Raw genomic sequence first — 18339 nt, forward strand, 5'->3', positions numbered from 1 at the left:
AGGGCGGACTCCGGGCATCCCACATCGGAAGGGGTGCGGGAAGGAAAGATAGACGCCGATCTTCTGGGGAATCGTCGGCCGGTGGTTGCGAGGGGTTATGAGTCGGGGCCGATGCCGCTTGCGCCGACGGATTGGGTGCGGCCGAATGTGGCGCGGATGTACGACTTCTTCCTCGGCGGTAAGGACTACGGCGAGGCGGATCGGGTGGCGGCGGCCAAGGCGCTGGAGCTGAACCCGGACGTGCGGCTGATCGCGCGGGCGAACCGTGCGTTCCTCGGGCGGGCGGTGCGGTATCTGGCTGAGCGGGGGGTGCGTCAGTTCCTCGACATCGGCACGGGGTTGCCGTCGATGGGCAACGTTCATGAGGTGGCGCAGTCGGTGCATGCGGATGCGCGGACGGTGTATGTGGACAACGATCGGGTGGTGCTGTCGCATGGGCGGGCTTTGCTGGCCACCGATGATCAGACGGTGATGCTGGATGCGGATCTGCGTGACCCGGGCTGGATCTTGACTCGGGCGTCTGACCTGCTGGATTTCGATCGGCCGGTGGCGGTGCTGCTGGTGGCGATCCTGCATTTCGTGCCGGATGAGGACGGGCCGGGTGAGATCGTCGGGGACCTGATGCGGTTCCTGGTGCCGGGCAGTCATCTGGTGATCTCGCATGTGCTGGAGACAGAGCGGACGGTCGCGGCGACTGCGGCCTATCAGCGGGCGTCTGCCCGGGTGGTGTTGCGCGGTGAGGAGCGGATCGGGGCGTGGTTCACCGATGCGGGTACTGAACTGGTCGCGCCGGGTCTGGTGCGGGTGCCGTTGTGGCGTCCGGAGATGGATGACGGCCTGGCGCGCGATGACGCCTCCCGGGTCGATGTGGCAGGCGGGGTCGGAAGGAAAGAGCGGTGAACGGGCCGGGTGGGGCGAGTCCGGCGGGGCGGCTGGCGCGGGAGCTGGCTGATCATCTGGCCCGGCGTGGGGTGGAGTCGCGGGTGTCGGAGTGCGAGGGGATCGCGCTGGTGGGCCTCGCGGTGGTGGGCCTGAACGTGTGGTGTGAGTTCGGCGGGGCGGAGTGGCGGTTCCGGTGGTCGCTGGACGCTCCTACGGAGCCGGGGCGGTGGCGTTACACCTGCTGCCCTGCCTCGTGTATGGAGACGGCGGCGCGGCGGATCGCGGGGCTGTTCCAGGAGCGGCGCGAAGCGATGTCCGGGCCGGTCACCGCGCGGGCTGGGAGGGCTGCGCGGTGAGGGACGCGAGCAACAACACGAGGAACGACACCAGTCACACGGCGGCGTCGGGGGCGCGGGTCAGCCCAGAGGAACAGGCTCAGACACAAAAGCTTGAGAGCGAGTTCGGCGGGCGATGGCGAGTGTTCCGGGGCGTGTGCGAGTGGTATGTGGTTCGCCGCTGCGGACGCCCGTGTCCCCGGCCTGAGGTGCACGGCTCGCGGCATATCGGGCGGGCGGCGACTTTGGACAAACTCGCGGTGCTGCTCGCGGAGCTGGACAGCCTAGATCAGGCGCAAGGGTCCGGCCAGGTGCGCTGAAGCAAAAGCTCGGTACGGCAGTGACTTCACCTGAGCCGGGGTCTGGAGCACGCTCCGGTGAGGGTGTCGGAAGGTCGCTGCCGTGCCGTTATGCGGGCCGCGTGGGCGGCCCGTGTCCCGTTCCCCGGTGGTCGCCGAGCGGCCCGTGGGCGGTAGTCGGGAGCGGCCGGGTCTGGTCCTGGTCGCTCTGGGCTGTCATGGCTGACCCCCAAGCTCGCGGGCCGGTGGTTGCCTGCTGGAGGTTGGCCGCCGGGGAACGGGAGTCCCCGCCTGGGAAGGGCGGGGCAGGTCTATAGGCCGTGGGGATCGGGAAGGAGGTGCCGGGCTTGAGCGGCGGTGAGGACAAGAGCAGGCGCGAGGAGATCTTGGAGTGTCTGACGGAGTTCCCGGACGGGGCGACGGTGGATGAGGTGAGCACGTTCTTCGATCACGCTCGCACGCTGGATTACTTCCGGTACCGGTTGAACAGGCTGGCCAAAGAGGGCGTCGTGGTGAAGATCGCGCCGACGCAGCGCAAGGCGTTCCAAGGTGACTATGAGCGTGGGCTGGTACGGCGGGTTAAGTATCGGCTGGCCGCTGCGGCGTCCGGCGCGCCAGACGGAGCCTGCGACATCGCGCGCTGATCGGCAGCGTTGAAGAGACTTCGCGGCTGGCCGCTGTTGCCCCTGGGCGGCTGGTCCTTCCCCTCTGGCGTGGCCCGTTACGGGACACGGGCGGTTCGGTACGCCGGAGAAGGTGGCCCCTCGCGAGACCGCTCATCCGGGCAGACGGTCTCGCGGGGGGCCACGTCGCGTTGAGACGGGAGCATACGGCGCAATCGGTAGGGCGGTCGGGGCGTCGGCGGGTTCCGGGTCGGTTCGGCGGTTCCGGCTAGGGGCGGGCCTGCCGGGCGGCGAGGGCGAGCACGGCGCCCTTGGGCGCCGCGCGCAGTCCCGATGACGATCCGGCCGGCGCGTCCCGTTGCCGGGGCCGCCTAGGACCTGTACCGGCTGCGCTGTCGGCGCGTACACACCGCAATCAAGATCGTGTCCGCGGGGGGTTCCCGTCCGGCTTGCCGGGCGGGCTTGATCTATGTAGGGAAACTCATCACACGGCGGCTCCCGGCATCAGACGCGCGGTTCCGGGCCGATAAGCGCGGGTGGCGCGGTAGCCGGTGGCTAGTGGAGTCCTTGGAGGTGACGAGCGTAGTGTGAGAGTGAGGTGTATAAGTCGTCTGTCCGGTTTGGTGATTGGTTATGGCTCTCTCCACGCACATGACGCAGCATCAGAATCTTCTCATCGTGGCCTTGGAAGGCGAGTTGGAGTTCTCCACGGCCCCAAGCCTGGTGGCGGCTGTGGACGCCGTTCTGCCGGTGGAGTCACCCAGTGTGGTCGTGGATACGGCTGGGGTGACCTTCTGCGATTCGCATGGGCTGGAGGCGCTGCTAGAGGTGCAGCGCATGGTTTCCCGGGCGGGCGGCAGCATGGAACTGGTTCATGTGAACGGCAGGCTCCGCCGTCTCCTGCGCCTGTCGGGGCTGGATCGCGCATTCGTGATTGCCTAGCGGAGTCCTGTGCCGGGCATGGGTTCGCGAGTCTGCTGTGCGCTGTCTGGCCCCTGCGGGCGGAGCCAGACAGCGCGTGCGGGGTAGGCCCCCTCCGGTCCTGTCCCACCCCTCCGTCATATCAGTGACAGAGTGAACACACAACGTGAACGGCCGATGTGGTCGGGATTGACAGGCCCATGGGTGCTGCCTGACCCCGTGAGCGAAGCGCGCGGGCCAGACAGCACCGGTGCGGGAATAGCGTTCCCCTGGGCCGCTCCCGCCCCCCCGTCCTATCAGTGACGGCTTGGCTATGTGGATGATCAGCGGGCTTGGGCGATTCCGGGCATACGGGCGGGGTCCGCCGTTTGGAAGGTGCTGCCCGGCTCGCCGCACCGGGGATAGAGCCGGACAGCACCGGCGCGGCAAGGGCACCTCAGCCTCCACCGCCCGAACATCACACTACGTGACAGGCATGCTGCGGAATGCAACCGGGTGGCCAATAGCGGGCACAGCGATGCCGCTCCCGCATGCGCGGCCATGCGACGTGATCGAACTCAGCCCGCGAACATGCCCTTAACATGCGAGGCGCGACAGTGCACGCCTGCATGCCGGACGGGCATCGCGTTGAACGATTCGAACATATGTTCGAGTACTGCTTGCCAGTGTGGGTGTGTCAGCGGGACACACCCCTGAAGGGAGGCAGACGGATGCGCTTTCCGATCGACGCAGGGCGGTTGGCCTTCACGGTAACCGCGCCACCGAATGCGGCCAAGGACTTCACGACCAAGAAAGCGAAGGTCACCGACGACGGCCAGCCGATCATGGTCGTGACGCTGCTGGCCATGGACGGGGCCGACTCGGCAAAGATCAAGTTCAACCTGCCGGGCGAGCAGAGTCACCTGGTGCCGGGCCTGCCGGTGCGGGTGGAAGGGCTGTGCTTCAACACGGCCAAAGAGGGCGAGGTCCGATGGTGGAGCGCTGCCGCCGTGACCGGCGTGCACGCCTCGGCCGCCGCGAACGCGGCCCCCTCGCGTCCGGCGTCGATGGCGGGTGAGGGCGCGGCCGGTGGCACGCGACGTACCCCGCACGCCTCGGCCCCGTCCGCTTCGGCCTCGTCCGCTTCGGCACGGCATGGCGGTAGCCCGATGGCCACCGGTGGCGAGAGCACGTCATGAGCGGGATCGGGGGTCCGCAGGTTCCCGGGCGGCCGTCCGGGCTGCCGCCGATGGTGGAGATGCCCGCCGCGCCGATCCGTGCGCAGAGCACGGCGGCGTCACGGCTGACCATGTACGTGCTGCGGCCGATGTGGCTCCTGCGGCGGGAGCTGGGCCTGATCACGGCCACGGGGCTACTGCTGGGCGGCGGCTGGTCGCTGGGCGGCTGGCCGGTGCTGGCGGGCCTGGCGGTCTGGCTGGTCGCGATGTTCGGCGGGGTCCCGGCTGTGCGCGGCTGGCTGCTGCACCTGCTGTGGTACTCGCGGGTGATCCGCCGCTGGGACCGGGCGGCCCGCTTCGCCGGGCTGGCCACCTACAACGACCGCATCCCGCGCGTGATGCGGGCGGAGCGGACGGCGGCCGGGGAACGGCTGCGGGTGCGGCTGCCCAAGGGCAGCGCGGCGTGTGAGGTGGACGATCGCGCGCCGTGGCTGGCCTCGTCGCTGGCCGCCTCCGGCGTGGTGGTGACGGCCGATGAGGTCAACGCCCGGTACGCGCTGGTGGAGGTGATCCGGCGTGACCCGTTCGCCGCGCTGGGGTCGCTGGTATGGCCGTGGGCCGGTGCGCCGGACGCGGGCTGGATGTCCTGCGCCTGGGAGCCCATCCCGGTCGGCGTGGCCGAGAACGGGGAACTGGTCACGGTCGCTCTGCTGAGCGGCTCCGGTGACGGGCCGCCCGAACTGGAGAAGCCGGACGGGCTGGAGGAGCTGGACGGGGGGCGGCGGCGATGAGCGTGCATCTGCTGATCGGCGGCGCTCCGGAAGCGGGCAAGTCGGTGGCGCTGCACAGTGTGGTGGCCGGGCTGATGCTCGACCCGGGCACGGACGCGGTGATGATCGACGGCAAGGCGGGCGTGGAACTGGCCGTGTGGGAGAAGGTCGCGCACGGCGGCATCCGGTGCGAGATCGACAGCGCCACGGCGGGCCTGGAGTGGGCGTGCAAGCGGATGGATGAGCGGTACGCGCTGCTGTCGGCGTCCGGGGTGCGGAAGATCACGCCGGGTATGGGGCATGGTCCGCTGCTGGTCGTGGTCGATGAGCTGGCCGCGTTCACGCTGCACCCGGACAAGAAGAAGCGGGCGGCGTTCCTGGAAGGGCTGCATGATCTGGGCGCGCGGGGGCGCGCGGCGGCGGTGCGGCTGATCGCGGCCACGCAGAAGCCGGGCAGTGAGGTCATCCCGACCTACATCCGGGATCTGTTCGATACCCGGTGGGCGCTGCGCTGCTCGACGCGGGACGCCTCGGACACGGTGCTGGGCGCGGGCTGGGCGGCGCGGGGCGTGGACGCCTCCACGATCGGCCTGGGTGCGGCGGGGGTCGGTTACCTCCTGGCCGGGCCTGCCGGCCCGACCAAGATCAAGGGGTTTTACCTGAGTGACGCGGACCTGGCGCGGCTGGCGGCGTATGCGGCTGAGCTGCGGCGTCCGGGCTACTAGGGGGAACGCGGCAGGTCCGGGGATCGCATGCGATCACGCGCGACCTGTGCACGACAGCGGGCATCCGGCCCGCTGATCGGCGGGGGCCGACCGGCACCCTGTCACCACCTACTCCACAGGGAGAAGATCATGTCGAAGTTCAAGCCGTCCACCCTGTTCGCCTCCGCGATCATCGCCGCCGGGCTGGCCGTCAGCGCGGTCGCGCTGCCCGCCACCGCGCACACCGGTACGCAGACCAGCACGGCCAGCACGGCCAGCACGGCCAGCAAGGCGCGGAAGGCGGCGTGCCGGAAGATCGTCATCACCGGGGTCCGCGTCGGCGTGCGGGAGTTCGCTTTCACGAACGCGGATGTGCTGCGGGTCCGCGACACCGGTAGGACCCTGACGTCGTGCGGGGTGCTGCGGGGCAACGGCTCGAACGGTTACGCCGACAAGTGCGGTCGCAGCGGCCGTAACTGGTACCTGGTCAAGATCCCCGCGACGCGTAATTGGCTCGGGCAGAGCCTCACGCAGGGGTACGTACCCGCCACATGCGCGCGGGTCGCGGGCTGATCGTCGGGTCGCGGTGACGGCGGCTGACGGGGGGCTGGGAGCCGTCGCGGGGGTCCGAGAGCCGTCCGGGATCGTCACATCCGTCCCGGGCGGCTTTCCGGAAAGGAAGATTATCGCCTACGGATTGTCACCTAAGCCTTGAACCAAGCGATTGCTTGGTTGATAAAGGTAGGTATCTGACAGTCTCAACCGGCACAACAGCACAACGGGGGTGCCGCCTCACCCTTGGGAACGTCGCGGGCGCATCGGGCGCTGTGCGGCACACGCGAACAACGAGAAGGAGGACGAGCGCGTGAAGATGTGGGTGGCAGACGAAGAGTTCCAGCCGAGAGAGATCGGAGACGAGCACGCGGCGGAACGGTTCATCCGGTGGCTGAGCAAGTGCGGACAGCAACGACTGGAAGACGATCTCCGGGCGTTCGTGCACGCACCGTGGCAGTGCGGCGGGCTCGGAGCGGCGCTGCTGGACGCGCCGGAGGACCTGGACGCGCTGCGGCGCACGGTCCTGGAGCACTGGGAGCCGGTGAGGGCGGGCCGCTGATCGTCCGCGCCTAGAACCTCTCGGGAAGTCTGCGCACCGGGGGCGCGTCGCGGGGAACCGCTCCCGGCTGTGGACGGGTCCGGCAAGAGTCCGGAAGAGGATGTCAGATGATGAGAAGCACGTCCGTATTGGGACAGATGATCGCCCGGGTGGCCGATGACGACGACTACCGGCGCTGGGCGGGACAAGTAGAACGCGCCGGGTACTGCGTCCGGCCGATCCGGCTGTCCGGCACGGCGACGACGATCCATCAGGGGACCGGCGAGGTCGCGGCGCGTTATGACAGCTCCGATGAGCCGGGCGGGGTGCTGCTGGTGGCGTGCAAGGACCGCCGCGAAAGCGTGTGCCCGCCGTGCGCGGCCCGCTACCGCGCCGATGCCTGGCACGTGTTCGCCGCTGGGGTGAGGGCTGGCCGGGATGACGCTGCTCACGAGAGCGCTGATGAGAGCGCTGATGGGCTGGATCACGGGGATGAGCCGGGAGGCAACCCGATCGTGCTGGCCACCTTCACCGCGCCGAGCTTCGGCAAGGTGCACGCCTTCCGCGACGGCGGGATCTGCCGTGCCGTGCGGGGCGGACAGGGCGGCGAGCGTGGCAAGCGCGGTAAGGGCATGTGTGAGCACGGCAGGCCGTTAGGGTGCCCTGCGCGCCACGATGGCGCTGACGCGCTGGTCGGGGCTCCGCTGTGCGTGGACTGTGCGGACCTGGCCGGGCAAGTGCTGTGGAACGCGCACGTGGGTGAGCTGTGGCGGCGCACGGTGATCTATGTGTATCGGGCGCTGGCCGCGCTGGCTCCGGCCCTCGGCGGGCAGCCGGTCGGGGTGCGCCAAATCCGGGAACTGCTGCGGGTGTCGTATGTGAAGGTCGCCGAGTTCCAGCGGCGGGGCGTGGTGCACCTGCACGTGCTGGCGCGGCTGGACGGGGTGAACCCGGATGATCCGGATGCGGTGCTGCCCGCTCCGGCGTGGGCGGGCGTGGAACTGCTGACGGCGGCACTGCGACAGGCGGCCGGACGGGTGAACGTGGCCCTGCCCGTGGTGGACGCCCGCACGGCGGCAGTGGCGCGATGGGGCAGGCAACTGGACGTGCGGCTGGTGGCGGCCAGAGACGTGGACGCGGCACGGGTCGCGGGCTACCTGGCCAAGTACGCAACCAAGACCGTGTCCGACAGCGTGAGCGGTCTGCCCGCCTCCCGCCCTGCTGCGGGCGACGGGGGCGACGACGGTAGCGGCGGCAGGCTGGCGGGCCATGTGGCCGCGCTCACGGCGACGGTGCGCAAGCTGGCACGCCTGGCCACCTGCCGGACACTTCGGCTGGCCCGCCACGTGCACACGCTGGGGTTCCGGGGGCATGTCACGTCCAAGAGCCGCCGCTACTCCACCACCTTCACCGCGCTGCGTGAGCGGCGGCGGGCCTGGCGGCGGGCACAAGCCGGGCAGGATCGGGGTCACGACCCGTGGGCGCACGATGGCGGCGGGGCGATGGTCGTGGTCGGCGACTGGAAGATAGCCGGTATCGGGTACCACACGTTCGGGGATCGGGTGCTGGCCGATGTGCTGGGGCGTGAGCATCGCCAAGCGCGTCAGGCGATGCGTCTGGGCCTGACCGAATAGCCAGCGCATACGGCGTGCCGGCGACTGCGGCGCGTGCGCGCACCTGGGAAAACGTGCCGTAGGCACCACTGTGGAAGGTCTTCGCTGTTCGGGGTTGGCCCTTCTTCCCCGGCGTCTCACCTGCGCCTGATCGACGGCGCGCAACCACTCTCGGCAGGGTGGGTGGGTGGGCTGCCTGGCCGCTGTCCGACAGCACTCATTAAACGATCACGGGGCGGCCTGCCCTGATTCCGGGCTGCGCTGATCACTGGCGCGGGAACGGTGCGGGGCCTGGTCTGCCGGTCGAGACAGGCGGCAAGGGGATGGATGGGCGAGACAGGACGGAAGATCAGCGGTTACCCGGACAGGAGCACGCGGCGGACGTGCCGACGGGGCCGACAGACGGCGACGATGACAAGATCACGGCCATGGTGCGGGGCTGGCCTCCGCTGACGGAAAGCCAGCGTGAACGGCTCGCGCTGCTGCTGCGCTAGCTGCCCTGCGATCAGGGCATGCCCCCGCCGGGTGCGATCGTCGGCGGGGGCACGCGCGCGTTACGCGGCCACCGGCATACCGGGCTGGGGAGGGGTCGGCGTGTTCGGGCTGATGGTCACGCATTCCTCCACGGGGACGTTGCGGCGGCGACCGGGCGGGATGACCTTGACCGTGACCAACAGTTTCAGGATCTCCCGCTTGCGGCCCAGTGACAGGCCGTCCCACGTGCGCTGCGCGTCGTCGGAGGTGGCGAACTCGGCCAACGGGCTGTCCGAGGTGACCTGCCTCAAGATCTGCCGGATCTCCTCGATCCGGGCCATGGCGGTAGCGATCGCCTCGTCGGCGGTCTCCTCGTCCCACTTGCGCAGCGTGACCTTACGGGCCGCGTTCTTCTTCGCCTGGTTCAACGTCACGATCTCCTCGCGCAACGCGGCGGCGTCCACGTCCACATTCACCGGGAGGAGATCGTGAACATCCTCGCGCGACAGCCGCTTGATCAATACGCGCGCCAGGTAGGCGTCCAGCTCTTCTGCCTTGGGCAAGCTGTGATCCTTGCTGCGGCACCGGTAAACGGGCTCTCCCCGGCTGTTCCTGCGCACGCTCGCGACCGTGCCGTCATCGCACCGGCCACACAACACGATCAGCGAACCAAGCCACTTGGGCGTGTTGCCAGGGCTGGTCTTCCGCGAAGGGTCGGCGAACAACGTGATCAAAGCCTGTCGCGTGTCCTCCGGGATGATCGCGGGGTAGGCGTCCCGTCGAATGATCTTTCCCTGGTAGACGGCGTGACCCGACGTACGCGGGTGCGTCAAGATCTGCTTGACCGTGCGCGCGGTCCAGCCCTGCGCCTCGATGACCTTGCCGTGACGCTTCAAGGTCCGCCCGTCGGTCTGGCTGACGGTCTGGACGCCCCGCCTGGCCATGTCCCTCAACACTTGATCAGTCGGCACCCCTGCCAACAGATCTTTGGCCCATCGCCTGATCTCGGCTGCCTCATCTTCCCGGTGCCGGGTCATGTCGAGCACGGGCCGGTCCTCGTAACGGCGCTCAGAGATCGGGGCCTTGGGATTGACGCACACCGACCGGACACGACCGGTGTCCACGCCCCAACCGTAGGGACGGACGCCACCGCCGTAGGCACCGTTGCGGGCCTGGCGCTTACGGGCGTCGCTGACGCGCTCGCCCCGGTGGTCGCTCTCGTAGCTGGCGCTCAACGTGTCGGCCACCAGCTCCTTACGCCCGGCGGCCTTCTCCAGGTTGTAGAACGACCCTTTCATGCCGCTGTACAGCTTGACCTTGCAGGCACGCGCGACCTTGATGAACTGCGTCACTTCCTCGACGTCGCGGTGCAACCGGTCCGCGTGCCGAACGATGATCAGCCGGACCTTACCGGCGGCCATGTCCGACAACAGGCGCTGATAGTCGGGCCGCTCCACACCGGAGAACGCAGACAGATCGTTGTCGACGTAGGTCGCCGTGATCTCCTCGCCCAGCTCCTCCGCCGACTCGATGTTCTCCAGGTGCTGAGTCTCGACCCCTTCGGCGTCGCCGCGCTTGTCGTAGGAGATCCGGCAGTAGTCCACGATGGCGGCGGTTGCGGGGGACATGGGCGGAACCTCCTTGATCTGGGGCTTCGTGACCGTTCTATCTCGATTATGTGCCCCAAACCGTTAGTCGTGAAGTCGACGACCATGCGGCTGATCCTCGGCCTCGATGCCCCCACCTCGGGCGAGGTGCTGGTCAACGGCAAGCGCTACACCACTTTCCTCACACCCATGCGCGAGGTCGGCGCCCTGCTCGACGCCGGCGCCGTCCACGGAGGCCGGAGCGCCCGCGACCATCTCCTCTGCCTGGCCCGCACCAACGGCATCGGCCCTCGGCGTGTGACCGAGCTGCTGGAGCGCGTCGGCCTCGACGGCGTCGCCCGCAAGCATGTGGGCGGCTTCTCGCTCGGCATGAAGCAGCGCCTCGGCATCGCCGCGGCACTGCTCGGCGACCCCGGTGTGCTGATCTTCGACGAGCCGGTCAACGGGCTCGATCCCGACGGCGTCCGCTGGATCCGCGACCTGGTGCGCTCGCTGGCCACCCAAGGCAGGACGATCCTGCTCTCCAGCCATCTGATGAGCGAGATGGCGCTGACCGCCGACCGCATCGTCATCGTGAGCAGGGGCAAGCTGATCGCTGAGGCCACGGTCGAGGAGCTCACCGCTCGCCATCCCTCCCTGGAGGACGCCTATCTCGCGCTCACCGCGAGCAGCGCCGGACACCGGGCGGGCAGACCATGAGACACGTCCTGCCGGCCGAGTGGCTCAAGCTCCACTCCGTACGTTCGAGCCGGCTCGCCATCCTGCTGGCCCTCGGCGGGGTCCTGCTCGGTTTCGGCATAGCGCAGATGGCGGTCGGCATGTACGACAGCGCGTCTCCGGCTCAGCAGGCCAGGGCCCGCATCGCGGAGCTGGAGGAGGTCGTGCTGATCGTTCCCCAGCTCAGCCTCGGCATCCTCGGCGTGCTGGCCATGACCTCGGAGTACGCGACCGGGCTGATCAGGACCAGCTTGACCGTGGTCCCCCGGCGCTGGCCGGTGCTGACGGCCAAGGCTGCGGTCGTCGGCGTGATCGGGCTGGTGACAGGGCCGGTGGTGGTCTTCGGCACGCACCTCGTGTGCCGCTGGGTCATCGGCGATCGCTTCTCCGGCCTCTACCAGGCGCCGTTCTCCGGCAAGCTGCCGCTGCTGGTCGCCCTCAGTCTGACCGTGCCGGTGTTCGCGCTACTGGGGCTGGGCCTGGGAACGATCCTGCGCTCCACCGCAGGCGGGATCACCCTGCTGGTAGGGCTCGTCTACGTCATCCCCATGATCGTGGGCAACCTCCCCGGACCGTGGAACGAGTGGCTCGGCTCGGTGATGATCAGCGCCCTTGCCCGCCAGATCAGTGGTGACCTGACCACCCCGGGCCTCTACGGCACCTCGCTGCCGCCGCCGATGGCAGCCGTTCTCCTGGCCTGTTACGCGGTGCTCCCCGTGCTCGCGGGCCTGTGGCTGCTGCAACGGCGAGACGCCTGACGACACGGCGACGCCGTATGCCATACGACGGCAGGCACCGGCCCGATCCACTCGCCGGCAGCGTAGCGATCGTCTGAAGGAGGCCTGCCAGGTGATGATCAGACTGCTGCGGCAGGAGCCCGCCACAGTGCATGGCGAGCGATTCCAGCTCATCGGCACCCGCAGCGGGAGCGCGCCGACGCAACGGCCCCATCCGCCTATCGGCATCGGAAGCAGCGGCGAGAAGCGTACACCGCGGATCACCACGCGCCATGCCCAGCCCTGGACTTCAACATTGTCACCATCGAGCAGTTCCGCCGCGCGAATGACATGCTCCGTCGGCTCCGCACCGACGCGGGACGGGACCTATCAACGCCGCGCGGACGCCGGACAGAACCCATTAACACCGTGCCGACGCGGGACAGGACCCATCGACACCGCGCAGACACCGGACAGAACCCATCAACACCGCGCCGACCCGGGACGGGACCCATCAACACCGTGCCGATACGTAACGGGACCCATCAACACCGTGCCGATGCGTAATGGGACCCATCGACGCCGCGCGAGCTCAGGGCGGGAACCGTCCAACAGCCGGACTTCCTGCCAGGTGCACCATGACGGGGACTCGGCCGCAGCCGCACGCGCGTTCGCCGAGGCCGGAGCGGACCTCATGATTGTCCACTTGCGAACCCGTACCACCCGCTGGCGGCAGCCCTGCAGAGGAGCTTGCCCGGCCACAAGCCCATCCCCTCAAGCTCACCCAACGTGGCGAGACAGGACGTGAAGATCCTTATGTACTTCGGTCAGGGCTGGGAACGCCTTCTCAGCACGAAGATCAACACACCCTTCGTCCCGCCGGTACGGCAGGCGGGTGTGCCTGCCGTACCGGTGCGTTGCTCAGACCTCGACCACCACAGGGATGATCATCGGGCGGCGGCGGTAGGTGTCGCTCACCCAGCGCCCCACCGTGCGGCGCACCACACGACGGATCTCCTGCATGTCGACCACCCCGTCGGCGGCCTTGTCCTGGAGAGCCCTCTCGATCTGCGGGATGAACTCCTCGAACTGCGCCGGGTCGATGCCCGAGCCGCGCGCGTGGATCTCAGGCCCGGCGGTGAGCTTGCCGGTGCTCGAGTCGACCACGACGACGACGGAGATGAACCCCTCGTCGCCCAGGATCCTGCGGTCCTTCAGCGACACGTCCGTGATCTCGCCGACCGACGAGCCGTCCACGTACACGTAACCGGCGTGCACCGCGCCGACGATCTTGGCGCGGCCGTTGACGAGGTCGACGACGACGCCGTCCTCGGCGATCACGATGTGGTCCTCGGGCACGCCGGTGAGCGAGGCCAGCTTGGCGTGCGCCCGCAGGTGCCGCCACTCTCCGTGAACCGGCATGAAGTTGGAGGGCCGGGTCAGGTTCAGCACGTAGAGCAGCTCGCCGGCTGCCGCGTGACCGGAGACGTGCACCTTGGCGTTGCCCTTGTGCACGACGCGGGCGCCCCACCGGGAGAGCCCGTTGATCACCTTGTTGACCGCGGTCTCGTTACCCGGCACCAGCGACGACGCGAGCAGGACCGTGTCGCCCTCGGTGATGCGGATGGGATGGTCGCGGTTCGCCATCCTCGACAGAGCCGCCATCGGCTCGCCCTGAGAGCCGGTGCAGATCAGCACGACGTCCTGCGGCGGCCACTGCTCGATGTCGCGAGAGTCGACGACGAGGTCCGGCGGCACGTTGAGGTAGCCCAGGTCGCGGGCGACCCCCATGTTGCGCACCATCGAGCGGCCGACGAGCGCGACCTTGCGGCCGTGCTTGGCCGCGGCGTCGATGACCTGCTGGATGCGGTGGACGTGCGAGGCGAAGCTCGCCACGATCACACGCTGCTCGGAGGTACGGATGACCTCGTCGATGACCGGGCCGATCTCCCGCTCACTGGTGACGAACCCCGGCACTTCGGCGTTCGTCGAGTCGGACATCAGCAGGTCGACGCCCTCGCTGCCGAGCCGGGCGAACCCGCCCAGGTCGGTGAGCCTGCCGTCGCTCGGCAACTGGTCCATCCGGAAGTCGCCGGTGTGGAGCACGATGCCGGCGGGCGTCCTGATCGCCACCGCCAGAGCATCCGGGATGGAGTGGTTGACCGCCAGGAACTCGCAGTCGAACGGCCCCAGCGTGCGCCGCTCACCCTCCACCACCTGGTTCTTCACCGGCTGGATCCGGTGTTCGGTGAGCTTCGCCTCGATCAGCGCCAAGGTGAGCTTGGAGCCGACGAGGGGAATGTCCCGCCGCTCGCGCAGCAGGTAGGGCACCGCCCCGATGTGATCCTCGTGGGCGTGTGTCAGGACGATGGCCTCGATCTGGTCGAGCCGGTCCCTGATGTAGTCGAAGTCGGGCAGGATCAGGTCGACACCCGGCTGTTCGGGCTCGGGGAAGAGCACCCCGCAGTCGACGATCAGCAGCCGGCCGTCGTACTCGAAGACCGCCATGTTTCTGCCGATCTCACCCAGCCCGCCCAGCGCGACGATACGCAGGCCGCCTTCAGGCAGCGCCGGAGGAGGGCCGAGATCAGGATGCGGATGGCTCATGCCCGGCCCCCATGGTCAAATCGCGTTCTCAAAACTCGCAATTCCTCCCCGTTTCTAGATATCTGCCAACTTCACCCCGCCGGCCACCAGGCAAGCACGCAGCTCGGCGATTTGCTTTTCCGTCGCGGGCACGAGCGGCAGGCGCACGGGCCCGACCGGCATGCCGACCATGTCCAGTGCGGCCTTCGTCATGATCGCGCCGCCCGCGCTCATCATGATCCCTTCGACCACGGGCGCCACCTGGCGGTGGATCGCGCGTGCCTGCTCGACATCGCCGTTGCGATGGAGCTGGATCATGCGGGCGAGCTGGGCGCCCACCACGTGCCCGATCACGCTGACGAAGCCCGCCGCGCCGAGCGAGAGCCAGGCCAGGTTGAGCAGGTCGTCGCCGGAGTAGAAGACGAGATCGGTGGCGATCATCACCTGGCTGCCGCCGAAGAGGTCGCCCTTGGCGTCCTTGACGGCGACGATGCGGTCGTGCTGAGCCAGCCTGATCAGCGTCGTCGTCTTGATCGGCACGCCACTGCGCCCCGGAATGTCATAGAGCATGACCGGGAGTTCCGTCGCGTCGGCCACGGCGGTGAAGTGCCGGTACAAACCCTCCTGGGGAGGCTTGCTGTAGTAAGGGGTCACCACGAGGAGGCCGTGAGCGCCTTCGCGCGCGGCCTGCCGCGCGAGCTCGACGCTGTGGCGGGTGTCATTGGTGCCGGCCCCGGCCACCACGGTCGCCCGGTCGCCGACGGCCTCGAGGACCGTGCTGAGCAGGCGGGCCTTCTCCTCGTCGGAGGTGGTGGGGGATTCGCCGGTCGTCCCGCTGACGATCAGGCCGTCGTTGTGCTGCTCGTCCACCAGATAGGTGGCGAGCCGCCGCGCCGCCTGGTAGTCGACCGCGCCATCAGACGTGAACGGCGTGACCATGGCGGTCAGCATGCGGCCGAAGGGCGCGTCGGAGGTTCCTGTTGGCGATGCCATAGTGCGAACGCTACCCGGATTCCGAAATCCATTGGACGCCGCCACCCCGTTTTGCCTGCCTGGAGCCGCCTTTTGTCACCCCGTCCTCCGGCATTCCCGTGCACACCCCAGCCTCTACGGCCTCACCGTCAACGCTTACTTACCCGCGGCGCGGCGTCTCCAGCCACCCGGGAGCCGGGGATCGGTCGCGGTCACAGGCGAGGTCAACGATCGGATGTTGACCGATCGGCAGTCGGCCAAGACATCCAGCGAGAGATCGTTCGCGCCAGCGCCATTCACCCCGGGCCCGGGCGGGCGGCTTCGCACGGCCCACCGGCTGCGCAAACTCACCCGGACAAGAGGTGGCCCGGAGGGCCACATAGGAAGAGGCCGCCGATATGTGCTCGGGGGTACACACATCGACGACCTCTACCGGAGAATCGGCACCCCTTACACCGGCGTTACAGGGTTTCTCCGATAATTTTCCGCTATCGCAAAGTTGGGGCTCCAGCAGTCATCGATGACGGTCGGTTACCTGCCGAATACGGCAACATGGGGCAACGCCTCACACGAACCTCCAGGGATGGACTAGTGGCCACCTCAGATCCGGTCTACTTGCGTGTCGTCGAAGACATCCGGCGACAGATCCATGACGGCACCCTTCCTCCCGGCGCGCTCATCCCGTCACGGGCCCAGCTGACCCGCAAGTACCAGGTCGGCGAGACCGCCGCCCGCCACGCTCTCCGCGTTCTGGCCAGCGAGGGGCTCATCATCGGCCGCATCGGTTCCGGCCACTATGTGAGAGAACGATCCGAGCTCACCCCACTGCACCGGTGGCGGTTCCTTGATCGCCCCACCCCTTTCGCGGCGGACCTGCAGTCACAGGGCTGGCGGGTGACCTGGGACTGGCACAGCGAGCCGGCAGAAGCAGGCCCCGACCTCGCCAGACGGCTGCGGGTCGACGAATCGACGACCGTGACGCGCACCCACTACGTCTTCCGCGGCGACGGCCGGCCGCTGCAACTGGCGACGGCGTACGAGCCGCTGGAGTTCGCGCCCCACTCGGAGGAGGAGCGGCGCAGCCTGGTCGCGAGGATGTACGCGCACGGCGTGAAGATCACCGAGGTCGTGGAGAGCATCCACACCCGGGCGCCTCGTCCCAGCGAGAGCGAGGCCCTCGACCTGCCGGTCGGTGTGCACGTCCTCCACGTCGAACGCACCCACTGGGCCGGCGACCGTCCGGTGGAGACCAGCGACATCATCCTGCCGGGCGACCGGTTCCGCATGGTCTACAGCATGCCCGTCTGACGCCGGACCTGGAGTCGCCACAAGCTCCGGGGTGCCTCCTCAGTCATCGTCCCTCCGCCCTGGGATCTGGTGACTTCGCCGCACGACCCATGGCCGGCGTCCTCGAAGAGACGCGTGAGAAGGAGCCGGCCCCAGGACCGTCCCCGACGACGTGACTGACGAACCGTGACCGGCGTCCTCGCGGAGACGCGCGAGAAGGAGCCCGCCCAAGAACCCTCCCCGACGACGTGACCTCGGCCGTCGTCGGCAGGACGCCTGACACCGGCCTGCCAAGCGGCAGAACAACCCGTCCATCTCGCCTTCTGCAGGCGCGATGGGGGCCTTTCGGGCATCGGGATGAGCCGTGCAAGCGCAGGTCAAAGGTTGTCGGTAGGCGTTGATACAACCATTCCCGGAGGTGGGGCATGCGGGTCAAAGATCTGCCGAGGCGCGAACGGCCACGGGAGCGGCTGATGGAGAGCGGGGCGGCGGCGCTGGCCGATCGGGAGTTGCTGGCGGTGCTGCTCGGGTCCGGGTTCCGGGGGGCGAGCGCGATGGATCTGGCCGCGCGGGTGATCGCGCACTGCGGAGACCTGGACGCTCTGGTCCGGTCGGAGCCGCATCGGCTGCTCGCCGTGCCGGGGGTGGGGCCGGCCAAGGCGGCGCGCGTGGCGGCGGCGTTCCATCTGATCCGGCGTGCGGACGCGGAGCCGGAGCGGGCCAGGGTCACCTGCACGGCGGATCTGGCGGCGGTGGCCGCACCCCTGCTGCGCGGGCACGCGCACGAGCGGCTGGTGGTGGTCGTGTGCGACGTTCGCGGCGCGGTGCTGCGCCGGACGGTGATGACCGAGGGCGGCACGGACCATACGACGGTCCCGGTCCGTGAGATCGTCGCAGCCGTGCTCAGGTCCGGCGGTGCGCTGTTCGGGTTGGCGCACAACCACCCGAGCGGGTCGCTGGATCCCAGCGAAGCCGACGTGGTGGCGACGCGCCGCCTCGCGGAAGCCGCCGAGACGGTAGGTCTGCGGTTCCTCGATCACCTCATCGTCACGGACTCCGCTTGGCGGCGCGTCCACGTATGAGGCGACATTCGGTTGCGTCCCCACACATTTACCACGGGAAATTCCGCGCACAACGGAGACCAGTCGCTCGCGACCCTAAACCGCATGATCCCTATGAAAGCGCGGAAGCCCAGCCGGGCCAGGGAAAGGCATGGCATCCTCATTCTCGCGGGACGGCCGTTTGGACGTCATCGGCCTTCACCCGTGCGTGGTTCCGTGTCCCCCGGAGGGCGCGGGGCCATGTTCACCGCTGCCGGGCATTCTCACTGCGGTCGAAGGCAATCCGTATCGTGGACGAGAGTGCCGGACGGGCATGTCACCCGGCAGCGAGCCAATCTGTCGGCCGATCACCAGGGTGACCGGCCGGCAGGGCTCAACCCGCGCGGTTTCTGTCCGGTGTCGCGCGGGGCTCCGGTCCCCTCCTCTGGTTCTCGGCGCCGGGTGGCAGCCCGGCGCCGAGAACCGCCACATGCAGGAGGCAGCGCGCCCGATGAAGGAGCAGCGCGCCCGCGCGCTCAACGA

Annotated in this window: 18 protein-coding genes; 15 read left to right on the forward strand and 3 right to left on the reverse strand. The window is 68.9% G+C overall.

The window, feature by feature from the left end:
- Window positions 1-111 precede the first annotated feature (111 nt).
- From KME79_RS10090 to KME79_RS10135, 10 genes are all read left to right on the forward strand, one after another.
- Entirely contained in the window at window positions 112-900 is a 789-nt protein-coding gene (locus KME79_RS10090; RefSeq protein WP_219544193.1) for an SAM-dependent methyltransferase, read from the forward strand.
- A complete protein-coding gene (locus KME79_RS10095) occupies window positions 897-1238 on the forward strand; it encodes a hypothetical protein (RefSeq protein ID WP_219544194.1) in 342 nt (113 codons plus the stop codon). Before KME79_RS10090 ends, KME79_RS10095 begins: the two co-directional genes overlap by 4 nt.
- A gap of 625 nt (window positions 1239-1863) precedes the next feature.
- Window positions 1864-2160, forward strand: coding sequence for a hypothetical protein (locus KME79_RS10100; RefSeq protein ID WP_219544195.1), 297 nt, complete (start codon window positions 1864-1866; stop codon window positions 2158-2160).
- A gap of 612 nt (window positions 2161-2772) precedes the next feature.
- Window positions 2773-3081: an STAS domain-containing protein gene (locus KME79_RS10105; protein ID WP_281429335.1), complete on the forward strand. Its 309-nt coding sequence runs from the start codon at window positions 2773-2775 to the stop codon at window positions 3079-3081.
- A gap of 689 nt (window positions 3082-3770) precedes the next feature.
- Entirely contained in the window at window positions 3771-4238 is a 468-nt protein-coding gene (locus KME79_RS10110; RefSeq protein WP_219544197.1) for a hypothetical protein, read from the forward strand.
- Entirely contained in the window at window positions 4235-5008 is a 774-nt protein-coding gene (locus tag KME79_RS10115; protein WP_219544198.1) for a hypothetical protein, read from the forward strand. Before KME79_RS10110 ends, KME79_RS10115 begins: the two co-directional genes overlap by 4 nt.
- The gene (locus KME79_RS10120; protein WP_219544199.1) at window positions 5005-5712 is read left to right on the forward strand and encodes an FtsK/SpoIIIE domain-containing protein; all 708 of its coding nucleotides are present in this window, start codon (window positions 5005-5007) and stop codon (window positions 5710-5712) included. Before KME79_RS10115 ends, KME79_RS10120 begins: the two co-directional genes overlap by 4 nt.
- Window positions 5713-5841: 129 nt before the next feature.
- Entirely contained in the window at window positions 5842-6264 is a 423-nt protein-coding gene (locus KME79_RS10125) for a hypothetical protein (RefSeq protein WP_219544200.1), read from the forward strand.
- A gap of 304 nt (window positions 6265-6568) precedes the next feature.
- Complete coding sequence (locus tag KME79_RS10130) at window positions 6569-6805, forward strand: hypothetical protein (RefSeq protein WP_219544201.1); 237 nt, start codon at window positions 6569-6571, stop codon at window positions 6803-6805.
- Window positions 6806-6912: 107 nt separating this feature from the next.
- A complete protein-coding gene (locus KME79_RS10135) occupies window positions 6913-8418 on the forward strand; it encodes a replication initiator (protein WP_219544202.1) in 1506 nt (501 codons plus the stop codon).
- Window positions 8419-8951: 533 nt separating this feature from the next.
- On the opposite strand, the gene KME79_RS10140 is transcribed toward KME79_RS10135, so the two are convergent.
- Entirely contained in the window at window positions 8952-10499 is a 1548-nt protein-coding gene (locus KME79_RS10140; protein ID WP_219544203.1) for a recombinase family protein, read from the reverse strand.
- A gap of 69 nt (window positions 10500-10568) precedes the next feature.
- Here KME79_RS10140 and KME79_RS10145 point away from each other — a divergent pair, with 69 nt between their 5' ends.
- The 3 genes from KME79_RS10145 to KME79_RS47390 are packed head-to-tail and all read left to right on the forward strand — an operon-like array spanning window position 10569 to window position 12719.
- The gene (locus tag KME79_RS10145; RefSeq protein ID WP_372452412.1) at window positions 10569-11177 is read left to right on the forward strand and encodes an ABC transporter ATP-binding protein; all 609 of its coding nucleotides are present in this window, start codon (window positions 10569-10571) and stop codon (window positions 11175-11177) included.
- On the forward strand, window positions 11174-11953 hold the full coding sequence (locus tag KME79_RS10150) for an ABC transporter permease subunit (RefSeq protein WP_219544205.1): 780 nt from the start codon (window positions 11174-11176) through the stop codon (window positions 11951-11953). Before KME79_RS10145 ends, KME79_RS10150 begins: the two co-directional genes overlap by 4 nt.
- Before the next feature lie 22 nt (window positions 11954-11975).
- Complete coding sequence (locus KME79_RS47390; RefSeq protein ID WP_372452414.1) at window positions 11976-12719, forward strand: LLM class flavin-dependent oxidoreductase; 744 nt, start codon at window positions 11976-11978, stop codon at window positions 12717-12719.
- Between the two features lie 113 nt (window positions 12720-12832).
- Here KME79_RS47390 and KME79_RS10160 read toward each other — a convergent pair whose 3' ends face one another.
- Together KME79_RS10160 and dapA are read right to left on the reverse strand one after the other, a co-directional pair.
- Window positions 12833-14518, reverse strand: a complete 1686-nt coding sequence (locus KME79_RS10160) for a ribonuclease J (RefSeq protein WP_219544206.1) — start codon at window positions 14516-14518, stop codon at window positions 12833-12835.
- Window positions 14519-14572: 54 nt separating this feature from the next.
- Window positions 14573-15490 carry a 4-hydroxy-tetrahydrodipicolinate synthase gene (gene dapA / locus KME79_RS10165; protein WP_148033589.1) on the reverse strand — a complete coding sequence of 306 codons (918 nt, stop codon included), beginning with the start codon at window positions 15488-15490 and terminating at the stop codon, window positions 14573-14575.
- A 594-nt stretch (window positions 15491-16084) separates the two neighbouring features.
- On the opposite strand from dapA, the gene KME79_RS10170 reads away from it, so the two are divergent.
- A complete protein-coding gene (locus KME79_RS10170; protein WP_246639593.1) occupies window positions 16085-16777 on the forward strand; it encodes a GntR family transcriptional regulator in 693 nt (230 codons plus the stop codon).
- 404 nt (window positions 16778-17181) lie between these two features.
- Window positions 17182-17838, forward strand: a complete 657-nt coding sequence (locus tag KME79_RS10175; protein ID WP_148033591.1) for a JAB domain-containing protein — start codon at window positions 17182-17184, stop codon at window positions 17836-17838.
- The last annotated feature ends 501 nt before the right edge of the window (window positions 17839-18339 follow it).

The sequence above is a fragment of the Nonomuraea harbinensis genome (assembly GCF_019396385.1).
Lineage (GTDB): Bacteria > Actinomycetota > Actinomycetes > Streptosporangiales > Streptosporangiaceae > Nonomuraea > Nonomuraea ferruginea.